The sequence below is a fragment of the Flavobacterium flavipallidum genome, assembly GCF_038289905.1.
Classification (GTDB): Bacteria; Bacteroidota; Bacteroidia; order Flavobacteriales; family Flavobacteriaceae; genus Flavobacterium; species Flavobacterium flavipallidum.
This window is the reverse complement of sequence record NZ_JBBYHU010000010.1, coordinates 96,163-114,989: the sequence shown is the minus strand read 5'-3', so window position 1 is coordinate 114,989 and position 18,827 is coordinate 96,163. Positions and strand designations below refer to the sequence as shown.

The following is an 18,827-nucleotide window of genomic DNA, read 5'->3' as shown; positions in this document are numbered from 1 at the left end:
AGAATCTTTTAATGCGAAAATAAAAGCTTTCAGAAGTCAATTTAGAGGAGTCAGAAAAATTGATTTTTTTCTATTCAGATTATCCAATCTTTTTGCTTAGTCCCCAACTTTTGAACTTGATCCACATTATACTTTCCAAAAACCTATAAAAACAAAAAACCCGAACTCTAAGAATTCGGGTTTTGTGGTACCTCCAGGGATCGAACCAGGGACACATGGATTTTCAGTCCATTGCTCTACCATCTGAGCTAAGGTACCTTGCATGTTGCGGGTGCAAATATAGAATCATTTTTAATATATCCAAAACATTTCTATGAAAAAATCTATTCGTACCTTCGCCTTGCCAAAAATCAAAATATGATAGTAACCGTTGATGTGGGGAATACCCGAATTAAAGCCGCTGTTTTTGAGGATGATACCCTTTTAGAAGGCTTTGTTTTTGATAAAATAGAGTTGCAGAAAAATATAAATGATATCTTAATGAAGTATAAGGCAGTAAGTCATTTGGTGATTTCTTCGGTGGGAGATACTGATAGAGCAGCTTTTTTGGTATTTGAAAAAGGAATTAAAGTGCATTTTGTTTCTCGAGATGATTCATTTCCATTTGTAAATAATTATGGAACTCCCAAAACTTTAGGAATCGATCGAATGGTATTGGCAGCAGGAGCAACTTTGTTGTATCCTCATCAAAACCGATTGATTATAGATGCTGGAACTTGCATTACCTATGATTTTGTAGATGAAAACAATGTGTATCAGGGCGGAGCTATTTCTCCGGGATTGCGATTGCGATATGAATCGATGCATCAATATACAGCAAAACTTCCTTTATTGACGTTAGAAAATCCTGAAACCTTTATCGGAAAATCAACCCAAACTTCGATGCATTCGGGTGTTGTTAATGGATTGGTCTATGAAATTGATGGTTTTATAGAGGAATATAAGGCATTCTGTAAAAATATTATCATAATTTTAACGGGTGGTGATGCAGATTTTTTGGCTAAACGATTAAAAAATACCATATTTGCCAATTCAAATTTCCTTTTGGAGAGTTTGAATCAAACATTTCAATATAAAATCAACAATGATTAGAAAAATTATATCAAGCCTTTGTTTACTTTTTTCGTTAGTATCCTTAGCTCAGGAAGGAACTTCATCCCCATACTCATTTTACGGAATAGGTGATGTTCGATTTAAAGGAACCATTGAAAGTCGTTCTATGGGAGGTGTTCAGGTTGAACAGGATAGTATTCATCTTAATTTAGATAATCCGGCGAGTTATTCAAATCTTAAGTTGACCACTTTTACTGTTGGAGGAACTTATAATATGACCAATTTAAAAAATGATAGTGGTTCTGAGAAAGCTAAGAGGACTACTTTTGATTATTTGGCGGTAGGATTGCCAATGGGTAAATTAGGAGTTAGTTTTGGATTGATTCCTTATTCTTCTGTAGGTTATAAAATTAATTCTATTTCAGATGTAGAAGGCGATAACAGTAGTCGTGATTATGGTAGCGGAGGTATGAATAAAGCTTTTTTTGGAGCTTCTTATAAGTTGTTGCCAAATTTAAATTTAGGTGCTAATGTTGATTATAATTTTGGTCGAATTGAAACTACTAATTTGACTTTTGCTAATGGAGTAGGTACTGGTAGTCGTGAAATTAATAGAGCTGATTTGTCAGGAGTAAACTTTAATTTTGGGGCTATGTATCAGGCGAAGCTTAATAAAAAGTTGCGTTTGTATAGTAGTTTGAGTTATAAGTTAGAGGGTAAATTAGCTTCGGATAACACCAGAAATCTGTCTGTGGTAACTACAACTAACGGAATTGATTTTTCTGCTATTGACAGTGCTGAAGAAGAAAAATTCCCTGAAAAGTTGACCTTGCCAAGTGAATTGAAATTTGGTTTAGGTATTGGGCAATCTAAGAAATGGTTGGTGGGAGCCCAAGTGATTTCTGCTTCTCAAGGTGATTTAGCTAATAGTTATAATACCGCATCTGATGTTTCGTATGAGAAGGCAATGAAATACAGCTTAGGAGGTTATTTTATTCCAAATTATAGTTCTTTTACAAGTTATTTTAAAAGAATCGTTTATAGAGCAGGTTTGAAATATGAAGAAACAGGTTTGGTTGTTAAATCGCAGTCTATTAAAGATAAAGGTCTTAGTTTAGGTTTAGGATTGCCTATTACGGGAAGTTTTTCAAATGTGAATATCGGTGTTGAATTGGGAAAACGTGGAACCACAGCAGCTGGTTTAGTTCAGGAAAATTATCTTAAATTGAGCGTAGGACTTTCATTCAATGACAGATGGTTTGTTAAGAGAAAGTTTGATTAATCCTTTAGCGCAATATTTTTAGTATCACCTTATCTATGTTTTTATTCAAAAAAGATAAATTTTATATAGTAGTCATGGCTGTTGCCGTGACTCTGTTTTTTGGGTGTGAAAGTAATTTCAAAAATGTGCAGCAAAGTAATATTGCTGAGTTTAAGCCTACGGGTGACGCAGATGATGTGAATTTAAAATATACAGATTCAGGTTATATCAAAGCTGAATTAGTTAGTTCAAAAATGTTGGATTATGCCGTTGTAGATTTTCCTTTTACCGAATTTCCAAAAGGAGTAGTGGTAACTGTTTATGATAAAAAAGGAAAAAAAACACGTATCACGTCTAATTATGCGATTTCATATAAAAGGACTAATATTATCGATTTGCAGGGAAAAGTAAAAATTGTTTCTCAGGACGGGCAAATGCTTGAAACGGAGCAGTTGTATTATGACCAGAAAAATGAATGGTTTTTTACGGAGAAAAAATATAAATTTACAGACCTGAAAGGATCGTCAAACGGTCAGGGGATTGATTTTAGTAAGGATTTTAAAGTAATAAATTCTCAAAGAATAACCGGCGAAGTTTTAACAGCTGAATAATTTTCAATTTAATACACATGAGTTATTTCAAATATACACCTTATATTTATTTAGTTTTTTCAGTTTTCTTTGTATACAATGCTGTCGAAAAATGGAATGATCCAAATGAAACGCCAATGTTGAGTCTTATGATTGCAGGTTTGGGTGTTTTTATGTTTTTCTTCAGAAGGCGATTTGCAAAGAAAATGCAGGATCGTAACCGCAAATCATAAACTATGGAAATTAGTATTATAATACTTTGTTTAATACTATCAGCCTTTTTTTCGGGGATGGAAATTGCGTTCATCTCTTCGAATAAAATTTACTTAGAAATTGAAAAAAAACAAGAGGGATTTGTTTCTGAAATTTTAACTAAGCTTACTGAAAAACCATCAAAATTTATTGCGGCAATGCTTATTGGTAACAATATTGCATTGGTTGTTTATGGTTTTTTTATGGGTGATCTTTTGATGGAATGGTTGCAATCTTTAGGCTATCCTTTTTCTGATTTTTTTAATTTATTTGCTCAAACGGTTCTTTCAACTTTAATTGTTTTAATTACAGCAGAGTTTTTTCCAAAAGTTTTTTTTCAGATTTATTCAAATTCTTTGATTAAGTTTTTTGCTGTTCCGGCTTATCTTTTTTACTTATTATTTTATTCTGTTTCTTCTTTTATTATTTGGGTTTCTGATTTTATTTTAAAAAGATTTTTCAGAACCGAAGGAGATCAGGTACAATTGTATTTTTCAAAAGTAGAGTTAGGAAATTATATCACGGAACAAATGAGTACTGTGGAAGATCATGAAGAAGTAGATTCGGAAATTCAGATTTTTCAAAATGCATTAGAGTTTTCCGGAGTGAAAGCCAGAGATATTATGACACCTCGTACCGAGATTGTTGCGGTGGATTTATTTGATTCGGTTGCTGAGTTGAAAGCATTATTTATCGAAACGGGTTATTCGAAGATATTGGTCTACGAGAATTCTTTAGATGAAATTGTGGGTTATGTGCATTCATTTGATTTGTTTAAAAAACCTAAAAAAATTAAGTCAGTAGCGATTTCTGTAGAATATGTTCCCGAGACTATTTATATTAAAGATGTTATGGATTTGCTTATCAAAAAGCGAAAAAGTGTAGCAGTAGTTTTAGATGAATACGGAGGGACTTCTGGAATTATTACGGTAGAGGATATCGTCGAAGAGCTTTTTGGTGAAATTGAAGACGAACATGATTCGGATGAGGAATTAATTGAAAAAGAGTTAGAAGAGAATGTCTATGTTTTTTCGACACGCTTTGATGTGGAATACCTCAATCAAAATTATAAATTGCAAATACCTGAAAGTGATTCTTATGGTACACTTGGCGGATTTATAGTTGATTTTACTAAAGAAATTCCTCAAAAAGGAGATGTAATCACCATTGGAAATTATCATTTTGTGATTGAAGAAGCGACAAACAAAAAAATTGAATTAGTGAAAATGACGGTAAAAGAGTAATTTTTTTAGAAAAGTGAAAAATCTTTTAAAATAAAAGCTTACTTGTATTGTTATTAGCGAGATAATTGTATTTTCGCAAACTGAATATAAAATTAACGACAATAAAAATGGCAGTTTTATCAAAAATTAGACAGCGTTCCGCTTTAATGATTGGACTTATTGCATTTGCTCTATTTGCATTTGTTATTCAAGATCTAATTGGGAAAGGAACTTTTGGTCAAAGTTCAAAAGATGTTGGAAGTATCAATGGAAAGGATATTTCATTTGAAGATTTTAGAATTAAAGTAAGTAATGTTGAGAAAAGTGGTCAGGGAATTACTTCTACCGCTGCCGCAAACAGAGTATGGGAACAAGAAGTTTCTGTTGCTTTGTTAACTGCTGAATTTGATAAATTAGGATTAAGAGTTGGTGAAAAACATATCATCGAAGTTTTAAAAGCAGATCAAAATATTGGTCAAAATCCAATGTTTTTAAATGCAGCTGGAATGTTTGATTTGGCTAAATTCAAAGATTATTTTAAAGCCAATCCTGCTCAGGCTGAGTTCTTAAAAGAAAGAGAAAAAGATGCTGAGTTGAATGCAAAATACCAAATCTACAATACACTTGTAAAAGCAGCTAATTACACTACTAAAGCTGAAGGAAAATTGAAATATGAAATGGAAGCTAATAAAGCTAATTTTTCATATGTAGGCGCGTTGTTCTCTTCTATCAAAGACAGTGAAGTTAAAGTTACTGATGCTGAGATATTAGATTACATGAAAAAACATGAGAAAAAATATAAAGCTGACGAATCTCGTTCAGTAGAATATGTTTTAATCGAAGACAAACCTTCTAAAGAAGATGTTGCTGAAGTAAAAGCTAAAATCACTAGCTTGTTATCTGGAAGTGTGGTTTACAATCAAACTACAGGTAAAAATGATACTTTAGCTGGATTTAGAACAACTGCTAATCCAATTGAATTTGTAAATTCAAATTCGGATATTCCTTATGATTCTTCTTATGTAGCTAAAAAAGATTTACCTGCTGTTGATGCTGAGCAATTGTACAATTTAGCACCAGGCGCTGTTTATGGTCCATATGTTTTTGGTAACTACTATTGTATTTCTAAATCTTTGGGTAAAAAATTAGGTGTTAATGCTAAGGCTAGTCATATCTTAATTAGTTATGAAGGAGCTCAGGTGCCTAACCAAAGAGAAAAAAGAACTAAAGAAGAAGCTAAAGCTAAAGCTGAAGAAGTTTTAGCTCAGGTTAATGCTAATCCTGAAGGTTTTATGATGTTAGCATTCCAATATTCTGACGATTCATCTGCACAACAAGGTGGTGATTTAGGTTATTTTGGACCTGGTCAAATGGTAAAACCTTTTAGTGATTTTGTATTCAATAACGGAATTGGGAAAGTTGGTTTGGTTGAAACGCAATTTGGATTCCATATTATTAAAGTTACTGATAAGCAAGACGGAGTGCGTTTAGCTACGGTAGCTCAAAAATTAGAGCCATCTGAAGTTACTTCGGATAAAGTGTTTACTCAGGCTACTAAATTTGAAATGGATGCAGCTGGAAATGATTTTGAGAAAGTGGCTAAATCAATGAAATTAACAGTTACTCCTGCGGTTTCAGTAAAAGCTATGGACGAAGGTTTTGGAGCTTTAGGGAATCAAAGAGCTATTGTAAGATGGGCATTTGAAGGTGATACTAAAGTGGGTTCAGTAAAACGTTTTGAAATTGCTAATGTAGGTCACGTTATTGCTACAGTTAAAAATATTGACGATTCAGGTTTTGCACTAATTGATCAAGTTAGACCATTTGTTGAAACAAAATTGAAAAATGCTAAAAAAGCTGAAATGCTTAAAGCAAAAATGACAGGTTCTTCTCTTGAAGCTATTGCAAAAGCAACAGGCAGTAAAGTAGAGCAAGCTGTTAATGTTACTTTAGATAATCCTGTGTTGAACGGAGGAGTTGGTCAGGAGCCAAGAGTAGTAGGAAGCGCTTTTGCTTTAGCTGCTAATAAAGTTTCTGCTCCTATTGAAGGAAATACAGGAGTTTATGTAGTGAAAACTAACAGCGTTGTCAAAGCTCCTGCAGTAAAAGATGTAGCGCCTTATGTTGCTAAGGTTAAAGCGCAATCAGCTGGAGATGTGAATAGATTATTGCCAGCTCTTAAAGATATTGCTGACATCAAAGACAACCGTAGACAGTTCAACTTCTAGTTTTATAGATTAATTTTAATTTCATAAAAAAGTCCCGTTTTGATTGCTATCAAAACGGGACTTTTTTTTTATTGTTTTTTTGGAGTTTAATCCAGAATCATTTCTTTGTAAGGGATGATAGTGTTAAAGCCTTTAGCTGTAAAATAAGTAATTGGATTAACTTCCGAGATAACCATTACAAAATCACCACCCCAGGCACCAAGACTTTTAATCTCACCATTAAAATCTGAAAACAAATCTTCTTTTGCAGTTGTAGTTTCTAATATAGTACTCATGAATGCTTCGTGATTAGCTATCGCAAGCGCCATTGATCCGGCAGTTTTAGCATTGATAACTTCCTGAGTGATTTTGTCTATTTTTAGAACGTTCTTTTCGGTGTTGTTTGTCTTGTTTTTTCTGTAATTGGCAATAGCTGCTTTACTGCTTTGCTTTTTATTGAGGTAAACAAAATAAATTTTATCGGTAAAATCAGGAAGAAAATTGATGGATTTTACTTTGGGTTTTCCATTTGTTAATTGGTAAATTATTGGTGTGTTGTTTTGGGCGCAGGCAATATCGTAACCACTTCCGCCAAAGCTTTTTTGTAATAATTCAAAAGCATCAATTTTCAGCCATTGCGCTATGTTGTTGATGAGTGTGGATGATGTTCCTAATCCCCATTTTTTTGGGAATGTCAATCCGGTTGTAATTCTATAACCTTTGGATTGGTTTATAAAATTAGGATTCAATAAATAAGCTTCATGAAGAATTTTGATTAAGGTATGTTTTATTGAATCTTCTTTGGAATCAACAGGATTGGTTATTTCTGAAAAGGTAATTTTTTCTTCAAACCAGATACTGCCATCACTGTCGTAACTTGTCCACGAAATCTCTAAATTTTCTTTTTCTTCGATTGTTAAGTTTTGACCAAATTTTGTAGGCAACGCCAAAGCTTTTGCGCCGTCTAATACTAAATATTCACCGGTGATTAATAGTTTGCCGTTACTGTAAAATGTTTTTTGAGGATTCATTTTAGAATAGGTATGTTTTACGAATACTTTTATTTGTTTCTCAAACTTTCTACAAAATTGACTACCCCACTATGAGAGACAGTATGTTGTTTAAAGTGTTTTTGTACCAAAAGGCGCTCCTCGTTTGTGGCTTCTAATTGATTCAGGATGTTGTTGAGGTGCATTTTCATATGTCCGTCTTGAATCCCCGTTGTGGTTAGTGAACGCAAAGCAGCAAAATTTTGTGCCAATCCTGCAACGGCTACGATTTCCATTAATTCTTTAGCAGATGGATTTTCAAGCATTTCTAAAGATAGTTTTACTAAAGGGTGTAAACTGGTTAATCCGCCCACAGTTCCTAAAGCTAATGGAACGTCAAGCCAAAAACTAAAAATACCGTTTTCGATTTTAGCATGCGATAAACTGCTGTATTGTCCCTCTTTAGCTGCATAGGCATGAACACCAGCTTCTACAGCTCTAAAATCATTTCCTGTAGCCAGAATTACAGCATCAATTCCGTTCATGATTCCTTTGTTATGGGTTACTGCCCGGAAAGGTTCTACTTCGGCGATTTTGACAGCCTGAACAAATCGTTCAGCAAAAAGTTGTGGATTTTCAATATGTTTTTCGGCTAAATCCTCTATCGGACAGGAAACTGCTGCGCGAACAACACAGTTAGGAACATAGTTTGAAAGAATACTCATCACCACTTCGATGTTTTTTTCTTCTTCTGTAAAAAGCTCATAAGCCTGTGCTTCTGCTTTAAGAATAGTCGAAAATTGTTCTAAGCAGGAATTGATAAAATTAGCTCCCATGCTGTCTTTGGTTTCAAAAGTAGCATGAAGTTGGAAATAATTAGCTAATAAAGTGGTTTTGTCTTCTAGTGTAATATCCAGAATTCCACCGCCACGTTGTTGCATGTTTTTAGTCAAATGTTCCGTTTCTGAAAAGAATTTGGCCTTAGTTTGAGCAAAAAACAAATTCAATTTAGAAATATCACCTTTGTATAGAAAATGAACTTGACCAATTTTTTCGGTATTAATAACAGTTGTTTTAAATCCGCCTCTTGTTGACCAATATTTTGCAGCTTTTGAAGCTGCAGCTACCACTGAACTTTCTTCAATAGCCATTGGAATGGTATGGTATTTGCCATTGATAAGAAAATTTGGAGCAACACCTAGAGGAATATAGAAATTACTAATGGTGTTTTCTATGAATTCATCATGTAGTTTTTGGAGTTTTTCGTCGTTGTTCCAGTATTTTTTTAATAATTGGACGGCTTTTTCCGGATTTGAAAAATAGGCCGAAGCTATCCAGTTTATTTTTTCTTCTTTAGTTAATTTAGAGAATCCTGCTACGGTTTTGTTCATTTTGAATGAAATAAAGTAATTAGGTACAAATATACGGTTTACGAGAATTAATTGCTATTGTTTTATTGTCAATTAATTCTATTAATGTAGTCGTATTGTTGCATTTTTGTTATCTTTAATATTAGTTTATTGTATTTTTTTTATTAATATTGGCTCAAATTTCAAACAGCGCTCGTTATGAAGCTTAATTTTTATGTATTTATTCTGTTTTTTTTAAGTGGTGTCACTTTTTCACAACAAAAAATTACTGTAGAATCTATTTATCGAGGTGCATTTCGAGCTCAGGGAATGGATGAATTGCATTCCTTAAAAAAATCCAATCAATACACCGTTTTAAATTATAATCAAGCGACACAGTCCACTCAAATTGATTTATATGATTTTGCTACTTTACAAAAATCAGCCACTATTATTGATTCTAAAAATCATAAAGGATTACCAGCTATAGATAGTTACACGTTTGATTTGAATGAGAAAATGCTGCTTTTAGCCTGTAATTCAAGTCCCATTTACCGTCATTCTTTTACAGCTGATTATTATTTGTATGATATTTCTAAAAATGAATTAACGCGATTGTTTGACCATCAAATTCAGGAACCTACTTTTTCACCAGATGGTAAAAAGATAGCTTTTGCAAGAGATAACAATTTATTTGTTTATGATATTGCTTCCAAAGCAACTACGCCTATTACAATTGATGGAAAGAAGAATTCAGTTATTAATGGAATTTGTGACTGGGTTTACGAAGAGGAATTTTCCTTTGTGCGCGCTTTTGATTGGTCGGCAGATAGTAAGAAGATAGCCTACATCCGATTTGATGAATCACAAGTTCCGGAATTCTCCATGACGATTTTCAATAAAGAGTTATATCCTGCAGTTAGCACTTTTAAATATCCAAAAGCAGGTGAGAAGAATTCAGAAGTTTCGTTGCATATTTTTGATGTGCCTTCAAAAGAAACGAAAAAAGTAAATTTGAGTAATTACAATGATTTCTATATTGCCAGAATCAAATGGACTAATGATGCAAATGTTTTGTCGGCTCAAGTTTTGAATCGTCATCAGGATAATTTAGATCTGCTTTTTATAGATGGAAATTCAGCCTCCAAGAAAGTTGTTTTAAATGAAAAAGATAAAGCTTATGTTGATGTTACGGATAATCTAACTTTTTTAAATGATAATAGTTTTATCTGGACTAGCGAAAATGATGGATTCAATCATATTTATTATTATGATAATAAAGGGCAGTTGAAAAATCAAGTTACCAAAGGTAACTGGGAAGTGACTGCTTTTTATGGATTGGATGAAAAAACAAATACCATTTTTTATCAGTCAACCGAGAATGGTTCTATAAACCGCGGTATTTATAAAATAGGATTAAAAGGAAACAATAAAGTTTCCTTAAATAGTGAATCGGGAACTAATGAAGCTACTTTTAGTCCTAACTACGATTATTATATTCGTACATTTTCAAGCGCAACAAATCCTACAGCTTATACTTTAAACGAAGTTAAGTCAGGAAAGGAGTTAAAAGTAATTCAGAAAAACACTGCTTTATCATCTTATTTGAAAGCTTATAATTTACCAACAAAAGAGTTTTTTGTATTAAAAACCGAAAAAGGGAACGAATTAAACGCTTGGATTATTAAACCAAAAGATTTCGACAGTACTAAAAAATACCCTGTTTTAATGTATCAATATTCAGGTCCAGGTTCTCAGGAAGTGAAAAATAGTTGGAATTCTTATAACGACTATTGGTTTATGATGTTGGCGCAAAATGGTTACATCGTAGCATGTGTGGACGGAAGAGGTACCGGTTATAAAGGTGCCGATTTTAAAAAAGTAACACAATTACAGCTAGGAAAATACGAAGTAGAAGATCAGATTGATGCCTCTAAAGTTATTGGGAATTATCCTTATGTCGATAAAACACGAATTGGTATTTTTGGTTGGTCTTATGGAGGATTCATGTCGTCTAACTGTATTTTGAAAGGCAGTGATGTTTTTAAAATGGCTATTGCTGTAGCTCCGGTTACGAATTGGCGTTTTTATGATTCAGTTTATACCGAAAGATATTTGCATACACCACAAGAAAATGCCAGCGGATATGATGATAACTCACCAATCAATTTTACGAAACAGTTAAAAGGAAAATATCTTTTAATTCACGGTAGTGCCGATGATAATGTGCATTTGCAAAATGCAATGGAGATGATGACTTCACTTATTCAGGCTAACAAGCAGTTCGATTCTCAAATTTATCCTGATTGTAATCATGGTATTTATGGTGGGATGACACGCATACAACTGTTCAATAAAATGACAAAATTTATCGGGGAAAATTTATAATTATGAGTGATTTAGTAATTAAAGAAAAAGAATTTTTTGGGCATCCAAAAGGACTTTTAATATTGTTTTTTACAGAAATGTGGGAACGGTTTTCATTTTACGGAATGAAAGCATTGTTGATTTTTTATCTTACGCGTTACCATCTTTTTTCAGATTCCAGTGGGAATTTGTTAATAGGAAGTTACGCAGCCTTAGTTTATGCTGTTCCTGTAATTGGAGGATTTCTCGCCGACAAATATCTAGGATTTCGAAAAGCAATTATTTTTGGAGGCATAATGCTTGTTTTGGGACATTTAGGGATGGCATATGAGGGTAACGCAGCTACGCAATCTGTTACCGGGGTGATCACCAGAGACGAAACAGCTTTGCAGATTTTTTATTTTTCTTTGTCGTTAATTATTGTTGGTGTGGGATTTTTAAAAGCCAATATTTCATCGTTAGTTGGAGAATTATATGAAGTGGGAGATAAGCGTCGTGATTCTGGTTTTACCTTGTTTTATATGGGGATTAATTTAGGATCTTTTCTGGCAACCATTGTTTGTGTTTGGTTAGGTGAAAGCTACGGATGGAGTTATGGTTTTGGAGCGGCAGGCGTTGGGATGACATTAGGACTAATCACTTTTGTTTTGGGTAAAAAGTATTTAGATGGAAATGGCGAACCTAAGGATTTTGCTCTTTTAGAGAAAAAGTATTTCGGATTAAACACAGAATGGATTATTTATATTTTAAGTGTCTTATCTGCTTTGGTTTTTTGGCAAATGGTTCAAAGACATGAGGTAGTTTCTTATTCTTTGATGGCTGCGGGGGCTATATCGTTTATTTATATTATTTATTTTAGTATTACGCAGTTAGATGGAAAAGCAAGAGAACAGCTGTTGGCTTTGACTATTTTGATTGTTTTTACAGTTATTTTTTGGGCATTGTTTGAGCAAGCTTATACCTCTCTTAATTTATTTGCGGATAGAATTTTAGATAGAACGTTATTTGGGCATACTTTTTCTGCTGGTCAGTTTTTAAGTTTTAATGCATTATTTATTATTTTACTGGCTCCAGTTTTTGCTTGGTTTTGGGTTAAATTAGGAAAGTATAATCCTAATACAGCAGTAAAATTTGCCATTGCCTTGATATTTGTTGGTTTAGGGTTTGGTTCATTGGTTTTTGGAATTTCAATTTCAGGAATGAGTAAGGTTGCTATGATTTGGTTAATTCTTACTTATTTTTTACATACTTGTGGTGAATTGTGTTTGTCTCCGGTAGGTTTATCTGCGGTAACTAAATTATCCCCTGTAAAGATTGTTGGTTTTATGATGGGAGTTTGGTTTTTAGCTACGGCTAGTTCGGAGTTTATTGCATCTGTTTTGGCTAATATTGCTTCGGTAGATACTTCAAATGGAACAGCAGCAGACTTTAATGTAGCTAAAAAAACCTATTTAAGTTTATTTGAATATTTATTTTATACAGGAATAGGATTTGGGGCACTATTATTGTTGCTTTCACCAATTATAAAAAAATTAATGCACGGCGTTGATAAAGAATTAAATAATTAATACACATGAATCAAAATTCAAAAGATCACTTTTTTAGTCAAAATGTATTGGGTCATCCTGCAGGCCTTTTTGTTCTCTTTTTTACCGAAATGTGGGAACGATTTTCCTTCTATGGTATGCGAGTGTTGCTGATTTTATTTTTAACAGCTTCTCTTACTGATGCTAATCCGGGTTGGGGATGGAGTGCAGAAAATGCGGGTGCATTATATGGAACTTATGCTCTGTTATTGTATATCACTCCTATTTTTGGAGGAATCGTTGCTGATAGGTACATTGGATATAGTTGGGCAGTAGTAGTAGGTTCGATAGTTATGACTTTAGGCCACCTGGCAATGTTTATGGATACGCCTTTTATGTTGTATGTAGGTTTAGGTTTGTTAGTTATTGGTACTGGTTTTTTTAAACCTAACATGACTTCTATTTTATCTGAAATGTATAAAAGTTTTCCAGAAAAGAAAGACGGTGCTTATACGATTTTCTACATGGGAGTAAATGCCGGAGCTTTTTTTGGAATGATGCTATGCGGTTATTTGGCTTCTAATCTTGGTTGGCGTTGGGGATTTGGTCTGGCTGGGATTTTTATGATGTTAGGAACACTACAGTTTTGGATGGCAAAACCTTTGTTTGGTAAGGTAGGAGACCGCCCTAAAAAAGATAAGAAATCTGTTGATGTTAAGACATTAGATTCTGATAACCCAGAAGAAAAATTAAATCCATATACTACATTTGATTATATTTTAATAGCGCTTTCAACAATAATTGGGTTGTTGTATGCTATTAATGATCCACTATCAAAAATTGGCGGGATCAACTTGTTTGATTTTTCAGTGAGTGGTTTGGATGGTTCTATTTTTGTTGTACTTGTTGGTTTAGCTTTATTTTTATATTTAGTTATTTCAAGATTGATGCGCTATACAAAAGTTGTACGTGATAGAATGATTGCAGTAATTGTGTTTGCCTTTTTTACTATTTTCTTTTGGATGTCTTTTGAGCAAGGAGCTTCTTCTTTAGTAATTTTTGCAAGAGATAATGTTGACAGAACTTTGTCAGGAACTTCATTGACTCTTTTTAATACCTTTAATACTTTATTGACAATTGTGCCATTAATGATTATCACGTGGGTGTTATTCCTGTTGGCTAAACAAACTTGGAATAAAATTACAGGATCTATTATTGTTTTGGCGGTAACCTTTTTGATTGTTTGGGGAATTTCTATTTGGATGCTTAACAATGAATTTAGTAAAGAGGCATCTGATATCGATCCGAGTTGGTTTTCTATTTTGAATTCGTTCTTTATTATTGCTCTTGCTTCAACTGTTTCAAAACTTTGGGATAGTAAATACAATCCTGCAGCAGCTACAAAATATGGTTTGGGATTAATTATTATGGCCATTGGTTTTGGATTATTGGCATATGGTGCATATGGAATAAGTTCGGGGGTAAAAGTGTCTATGGTTTGGCTTGTGTTAGCTTATTTATTTCATACGCTTGGAGAATTGTTTTTATCTCCAGTGGGACTATCGTATGTTTCTAAATTGGTTCCTGCCAGAATGATTGCTTTTATGTTTGGAATGTGGTATTTAGCTATCGCTATAGGGAACAAATTAGCAGCAGTCCTTGGAGGGCAAATCGAAAATATAACTAATACATATTCACTGTCTACTTTCTTTTTGATCTTTACGATTGTGCCAATCGTGGCTGGTTTAATAGTGATTGCTTTGAATCCTATTATGAAAAAGTTAATGCATGGTGTTAGATAAAAAATAGGCATTATCTTTGAGGAGAGTTAACAAAAAAAAGTATGAAAAAAATATATCTATTTGTGATTTTCTTCATTGGTATTGTAGCCGCTCAGGCACAGGAGCTAAAATGGCATACTGATGTTAAAGAAGCGATGGCTGTAGGGAACAAAGAACATAAGCCATTGTTGTTGTTTTTTACGGGAAGTGATTGGTGCGGTTGGTGCATTCGCTTGCAAAAGGAAGTTTTGATGACAACCGAATTTAAAAAATGGGCTAAGGATAAAGTTGTTTTGGTCGAATTAGATTATCCAAGAGCTGTTCCCCAAACTCAAGCTATTAAGCAACAAAATTTTGAGTTACAAAATGCTTTTGGTGTTCAGGGTTATCCAACCGTTTGGTTTGCAACTGCTCAATCTCAAGATGGTAAAGTAAATTTTAAAGGGTTAGGTAGTACAGGTTATGTTGCCGGAGGTCCTGTTGCTTGGTTAGAAGTGGCTAACGGCATTTTGAATCAAAAATAAATTCAATTAATTTAATTGGAAAAATCCCTTTTCGGCAGTAGCGTGAAAAGGGATTTTTTGTTTTTCACAACTTGCTTTCCATTTTTTTAAAATGTATTTATAGTTAGAGCCATCTGCGATGACTAATTTTGGCTTTAAGGATAATAGCATGCGTTCCAGATTAATTTTTGGAGTTTTGGTCAATAATACAATATCGGGTTTATAATTTTTTGGAAATATGCCAATGCTGTCCAAGATTAAGATTTTATTTCCTTTAAAGTAAGCCATGTGATTTATTGTTCCTTGTTTTTGTATATGACTGGAATTACCCACCAAGTAGGAATTTAATACTTTACTCTTTGCGTAAGAAATGTCATTGGTAAAAAGAGAAACTTCTTTACCAAAACGTTCTACGATTATGGTTTTTCTTTTCGAATTGAAAACAATCCATTCTTCTTGGTTTTGAGTTGTCCATCGATTATAGATTAATGCTGTCTGTAATGTAATTATCGATAGCAGTACTGTGATGAGTTTGTTAAATTGAGGTTTTTTAAGCCAAAGTATTGCCGCAATAATCAGGAAGTAAGAACAACTCATTAATACAAAGTTAAACGGAATGTCTTTAATGATGAATTGTTCAAAAGAAGCAATGTAATTAATGATTTTGTTTAAGAAAAGGATACTCCATTCTAAAGGTTTTGTCAGCCAAACTGCTGTAAATCCTGTTGCAGCTAATGTCATTACTACAACCCCAAGAAACATGATTATGCTAAGTAATGGTATAACAGCCAAATTAGTGATAAAGAACAACCCTGGAAATTGATGAAAATAATACAAACTCAGTGGTAAAGTGCCTATTTGAGCTGCAAAAGAAACCGTAAGGATATCCCAGCAGTATTTAAGGATTTTATTCTTCGGTTTCCAATAAGATGCCAGAATGGGCTGGAACCAAACAATAAAAAATAAGGCAAGATAGCTAAGTTGAAATCCAACATCAAATAGAAAATATGCCTGAAAAAGTAATATCAATAACATTGAAACTAATAAAGTGTGATAGATATTGACACTTCTTCTCAGATGTAAACCTATGGCAACAAAGGAAAACATAACTACTGAACGTACAATTGAAGGTGAAAGTCCTGCTATTAAAGCAAAAAGGAATAAGCTAAGTAATAGAATGCTTAATTTTATTAGTGATCCTTTTTGTGTATTAGGAATTGGTTTGAGAATGAAGTTTAGAAACAAGAAAATGAAACCTACATGTAAACCGGAAACAGACAAAATATGTACGGCTCCGGCATATTGATAATCCTGAATGATTTCGGGAGCAATATCTTGTCGTTGTCCGAGAATCAAAGCTGAGGCGACAGCCAAAGTCGAGTTGTTGAAATCCGTTTTTTCTAAATTATGAATTATCCGGGAATTAATTTTAGCAATATAGTACCAAATGTCCTTTTTGGGTTCCGGGCTTATCTTAATAGTAGCATTTGCAGGGTAGAGTTGGGCATAAATTTGTTTTTGACTTAAATAAGCGCCATAGTCAAATTGATTTGGGTTGTCTGGTTTTTTATTGCGTTGAATATTGCCTTTTATGTTTAAAATTGTGCCGGTTTCAAATACTTTAAATTGTTTTTTGGGAATGCTTACTAAAATACGTCCGTTACAGTTTTGTTTGTCAATTTGCTGAATTATGCCGATGTAACGATAGTTGAATTTGCTGTTTTTTAACTTCTCTCTAATGACCAGGGTTGTCGAAACTTCTTTATCCAATTTGTCAAACAGATGTGAGTAATTGCTTTGTTGAAAAGAATCTGTTTGAACGATTAAGCTACTCATTCCAATAAAATAAGAAGTGAGATAGCTAACTATTGCAAAGTAGCATTTGAACTTCGAATCTTTTTTAGTGGCTAAAAATGAAAGACTCACTAGGAATATCACAAGTAATCCAAAAATTAGTTTTGGATTTGGAAATAAATAAAAAGCCGTTATAATTCCGAATAGGAAGCAAACCGTAATTCTTGCCAATGGAAATTGTAGTACTTTCATGTTTCTAAAGTACGATTTTTCCTGAATAAAATATTTTTTTAAGGCAAAATTCTGTTGAGTTGACTAAAAGTTCTTTCGTAGTAAGCTTCTTTGGTTGAGGATATTATAACACCTCTGGATGTTGAGGAATGTATGAATTGAAGTTCATCATCTTTGGTTTCAACAACAATACCTACGTGATTAATTTTACTTCTGTTATTGGTTTTAAAAAAGATTAAATCTCCTTTTTGTGCTTTCGAAATGTTTTTTCCTAAAACAGTTCCCACTTTTGCCTGTTCGGCTGAACTTCTGGGTAATTTAATATCAAATTGATTAAATGTTGTAAAAACCAATCCGGAGCAATCAAAACCTGATCGGGTTGTTCCAGCACTTCTGTATGGTGCCCCCAGGTTTTCTGAAGCCGATTTGATAATTTGTTCTGCCAGATGATGTCTGTTTTTATTCGTTGTTGCCGAAGTGGATTTACAGGAAGTAAATACAATAGCCATTAGGATGGCAATACAAAGTGTTTTTAAATTTTTCTTAAGCATTCAAATCGGCAATAATTAATTGTGCTGTTTTTTCGCTGGCACCAGATCCTCCTAGTTTTTGCTCTAATTCATCGTATTTAGTCAGCAGTTTTTGGCGGTATTCTGGATTCAGTATTTTAGATAACTCTTTTTTTATGGTTTTAGTGTTGCATTCATCCTGAATTAATTCAGTAACGACTTCTTCATCCATAATTAAATTGACTAATGAGATGTATTTCAGGGTAATAATGCGTTTTGCAATTTGGTACGAAATAGCATTTCCTTTGTAACATACTACTTCCGGAACTTTAAAAAGAGCGGTTTCCAGAGTTGCTGTTCCTGAAGTTACTAAAGCAGCATGGGCAATTTTTAATAAATTATAGGTTTTGTTTGAAATGAATTTGATGTTTTTATTGGTAATAAAAGTTTCGTAAAAGGCAAATTCCTGACTTGGTGCTCCTGCAATCACAAATTGATAATCCGGAAAATCATCCACTACGCTTAGCATTACCGAAAGCATTTTAGTGATTTCCTGTTTACGGCTGCCTGGAAGCAAGGCAATAATAGGCTTTTCGTCTAAATTATTTTGGGTTCTAAAAGTAGCTTCTTCGAATGGTTTTTGATTTTGGATAGCATCAATCAAAGGATGTCCCACAAACTCCACCGGATAATGATGTTTGTCTTCATAGAAGTTTTTTTCAAAAGGTAAAATTACATACATTTTGTCGACATCTCTTTTGATGGCTTTGATACGATTTTCCTTCCATGCCCAAATTTGTGGTGAAATATAATAATCGGTTTTGATACCGTTTTCTTTAGCCCATTTGGCAATTCGCATATTAAAACCAGGATAATCAATAAAGATGATGGTGTCAGGTTTGAATATTAGGATGTCCTCTTTGCAAATTTTGATGTTGTTTAAAATAGTTTTTAGGTTAAACAGCACTTCAACAAAACCCATAAAAGCCAATTCGCGATAATGTTTTACTAAAGTTCCACCTACAGCCTGCATTAAATCGCCTCCCCAAAAGCGGATATCAGCTTCAGGATCCTTCTTGATTAAGGCCTTCATTAAATTTGAACCGTGTAAGTCTCCGGATGCTTCTCCTGCTATAATGTAGTATTTCATTCTTGCTGTTTAATTATAAATCGCTAATCAAAATTTGGTATT

General features: G+C 33.4%; 15 protein-coding genes and 1 tRNA gene. 10 read left to right on the top strand and 6 right to left on the bottom strand.

Annotated features, from left to right (window positions below; translation table 11 throughout):
* Window positions 1-185: 185 nt before the first annotated feature.
* Window positions 186-258, bottom strand: a tRNA-Phe gene (locus AAEO59_RS07375).
* 99 nt (window positions 259-357) lie between these two features.
* Here AAEO59_RS07375 and AAEO59_RS07370 point away from each other — a divergent pair.
* The 6 genes from AAEO59_RS07370 to AAEO59_RS07345 all read left to right on the top strand — a co-directional run bounded on the left by AAEO59_RS07370 (window position 358) and on the right by AAEO59_RS07345 (window position 6,607).
* A complete protein-coding gene (locus AAEO59_RS07370; protein ID WP_341700089.1) occupies window positions 358-1,092 on the top strand; it encodes a type III pantothenate kinase in 735 nt (244 codons plus the stop codon).
* Window positions 1,085-2,335: a hypothetical protein gene (locus tag AAEO59_RS07365; RefSeq protein WP_341700088.1), complete on the top strand. Its 1,251-nt coding sequence runs from the start codon at window positions 1,085-1,087 to the stop codon at window positions 2,333-2,335. The genes AAEO59_RS07370 and AAEO59_RS07365 overlap by 8 nt, the downstream gene beginning before the upstream one ends.
* A 35-nt stretch (window positions 2,336-2,370) precedes the next feature.
* Window positions 2,371-2,925 (top strand): LPS export ABC transporter periplasmic protein LptC, encoded by a 555-nt coding sequence (lptC, locus tag AAEO59_RS07360; protein ID WP_341700087.1) that lies wholly within the window; start codon window positions 2,371-2,373, stop codon window positions 2,923-2,925.
* A 17-nt stretch (window positions 2,926-2,942) separates the two neighbouring features.
* Window positions 2,943-3,137 (top strand): DUF6526 family protein, encoded by a 195-nt coding sequence (locus tag AAEO59_RS07355; RefSeq protein WP_341700086.1) that lies wholly within the window; start codon window positions 2,943-2,945, stop codon window positions 3,135-3,137.
* Window positions 3,138-3,140: 3 nt separating this feature from the next.
* Window positions 3,141-4,400, top strand: a complete 1,260-nt coding sequence (locus AAEO59_RS07350) for a hemolysin family protein (protein ID WP_341700085.1) — start codon at window positions 3,141-3,143, stop codon at window positions 4,398-4,400.
* Window positions 4,401-4,507: 107 nt separating this feature from the next.
* The gene (locus AAEO59_RS07345; RefSeq protein WP_341700084.1) at window positions 4,508-6,607 is read left to right on the top strand and encodes a peptidylprolyl isomerase; all 2,100 of its coding nucleotides are present in this window, start codon (window positions 4,508-4,510) and stop codon (window positions 6,605-6,607) included.
* Window positions 6,608-6,693: 86 nt separating this feature from the next.
* On the opposite strand, the gene AAEO59_RS07340 is transcribed toward AAEO59_RS07345, so the two are convergent.
* Complete coding sequence (locus AAEO59_RS07340; protein ID WP_341700083.1) at window positions 6,694-7,617, bottom strand: GYDIA family GHMP kinase; 924 nt, start codon at window positions 7,615-7,617, stop codon at window positions 6,694-6,696.
* Between the two features lie 29 nt (window positions 7,618-7,646).
* A complete protein-coding gene (locus AAEO59_RS07335) occupies window positions 7,647-8,978 on the bottom strand; it encodes a hydroxymethylglutaryl-CoA reductase, degradative (RefSeq protein WP_341700094.1) in 1,332 nt (443 codons plus the stop codon).
* A 165-nt stretch (window positions 8,979-9,143) separates the two neighbouring features.
* Between AAEO59_RS07335 and AAEO59_RS07330 the strand changes: the two genes are divergently transcribed.
* Genes AAEO59_RS07330 through AAEO59_RS07315 form a run of 4 tightly spaced genes read left to right on the top strand, consistent with a single transcriptional unit; the run spans window position 9,144 to window position 15,122 of the window.
* A complete protein-coding gene (locus AAEO59_RS07330) occupies window positions 9,144-11,312 on the top strand; it encodes a S9 family peptidase (RefSeq protein ID WP_341700082.1) in 2,169 nt (722 codons plus the stop codon).
* Window positions 11,313-11,314: 2 nt separating this feature from the next.
* Window positions 11,315-12,859 carry a peptide MFS transporter gene (locus tag AAEO59_RS07325; protein WP_341700081.1) on the top strand — a complete coding sequence of 515 codons (1,545 nt, stop codon included), beginning with the start codon at window positions 11,315-11,317 and terminating at the stop codon, window positions 12,857-12,859.
* Window positions 12,860-12,864: 5 nt separating this feature from the next.
* Window positions 12,865-14,619 (top strand): peptide MFS transporter, encoded by a 1,755-nt coding sequence (locus tag AAEO59_RS07320; RefSeq protein WP_341700080.1) that lies wholly within the window; start codon window positions 12,865-12,867, stop codon window positions 14,617-14,619.
* Between the two features lie 41 nt (window positions 14,620-14,660).
* Window positions 14,661-15,122, top strand: a complete 462-nt coding sequence (locus AAEO59_RS07315; protein WP_341700079.1) for a thioredoxin family protein — start codon at window positions 14,661-14,663, stop codon at window positions 15,120-15,122.
* A 6-nt stretch (window positions 15,123-15,128) separates the two neighbouring features.
* On the opposite strand, the gene AAEO59_RS07310 is transcribed toward AAEO59_RS07315, so the two are convergent.
* The 3 genes from AAEO59_RS07310 to lpxB are packed head-to-tail and all read right to left on the bottom strand — an operon-like array spanning window position 15,129 to window position 18,785.
* A complete protein-coding gene (locus AAEO59_RS07310) occupies window positions 15,129-17,147 on the bottom strand; it encodes a ComEC/Rec2 family competence protein (protein ID WP_341700078.1) in 2,019 nt (672 codons plus the stop codon).
* Between the two features lie 38 nt (window positions 17,148-17,185).
* Window positions 17,186-17,677 carry a C40 family peptidase gene (locus tag AAEO59_RS07305; protein ID WP_341700077.1) on the bottom strand — a complete coding sequence of 164 codons (492 nt, stop codon included), beginning with the start codon at window positions 17,675-17,677 and terminating at the stop codon, window positions 17,186-17,188.
* Complete coding sequence (gene lpxB, locus AAEO59_RS07300; protein ID WP_341700076.1) at window positions 17,670-18,785, bottom strand: lipid-A-disaccharide synthase; 1,116 nt, start codon at window positions 18,783-18,785, stop codon at window positions 17,670-17,672. Before lpxB ends, AAEO59_RS07305 begins: the two co-directional genes overlap by 8 nt.
* Between the last annotated feature and the right edge of the window lie 42 nt (window positions 18,786-18,827).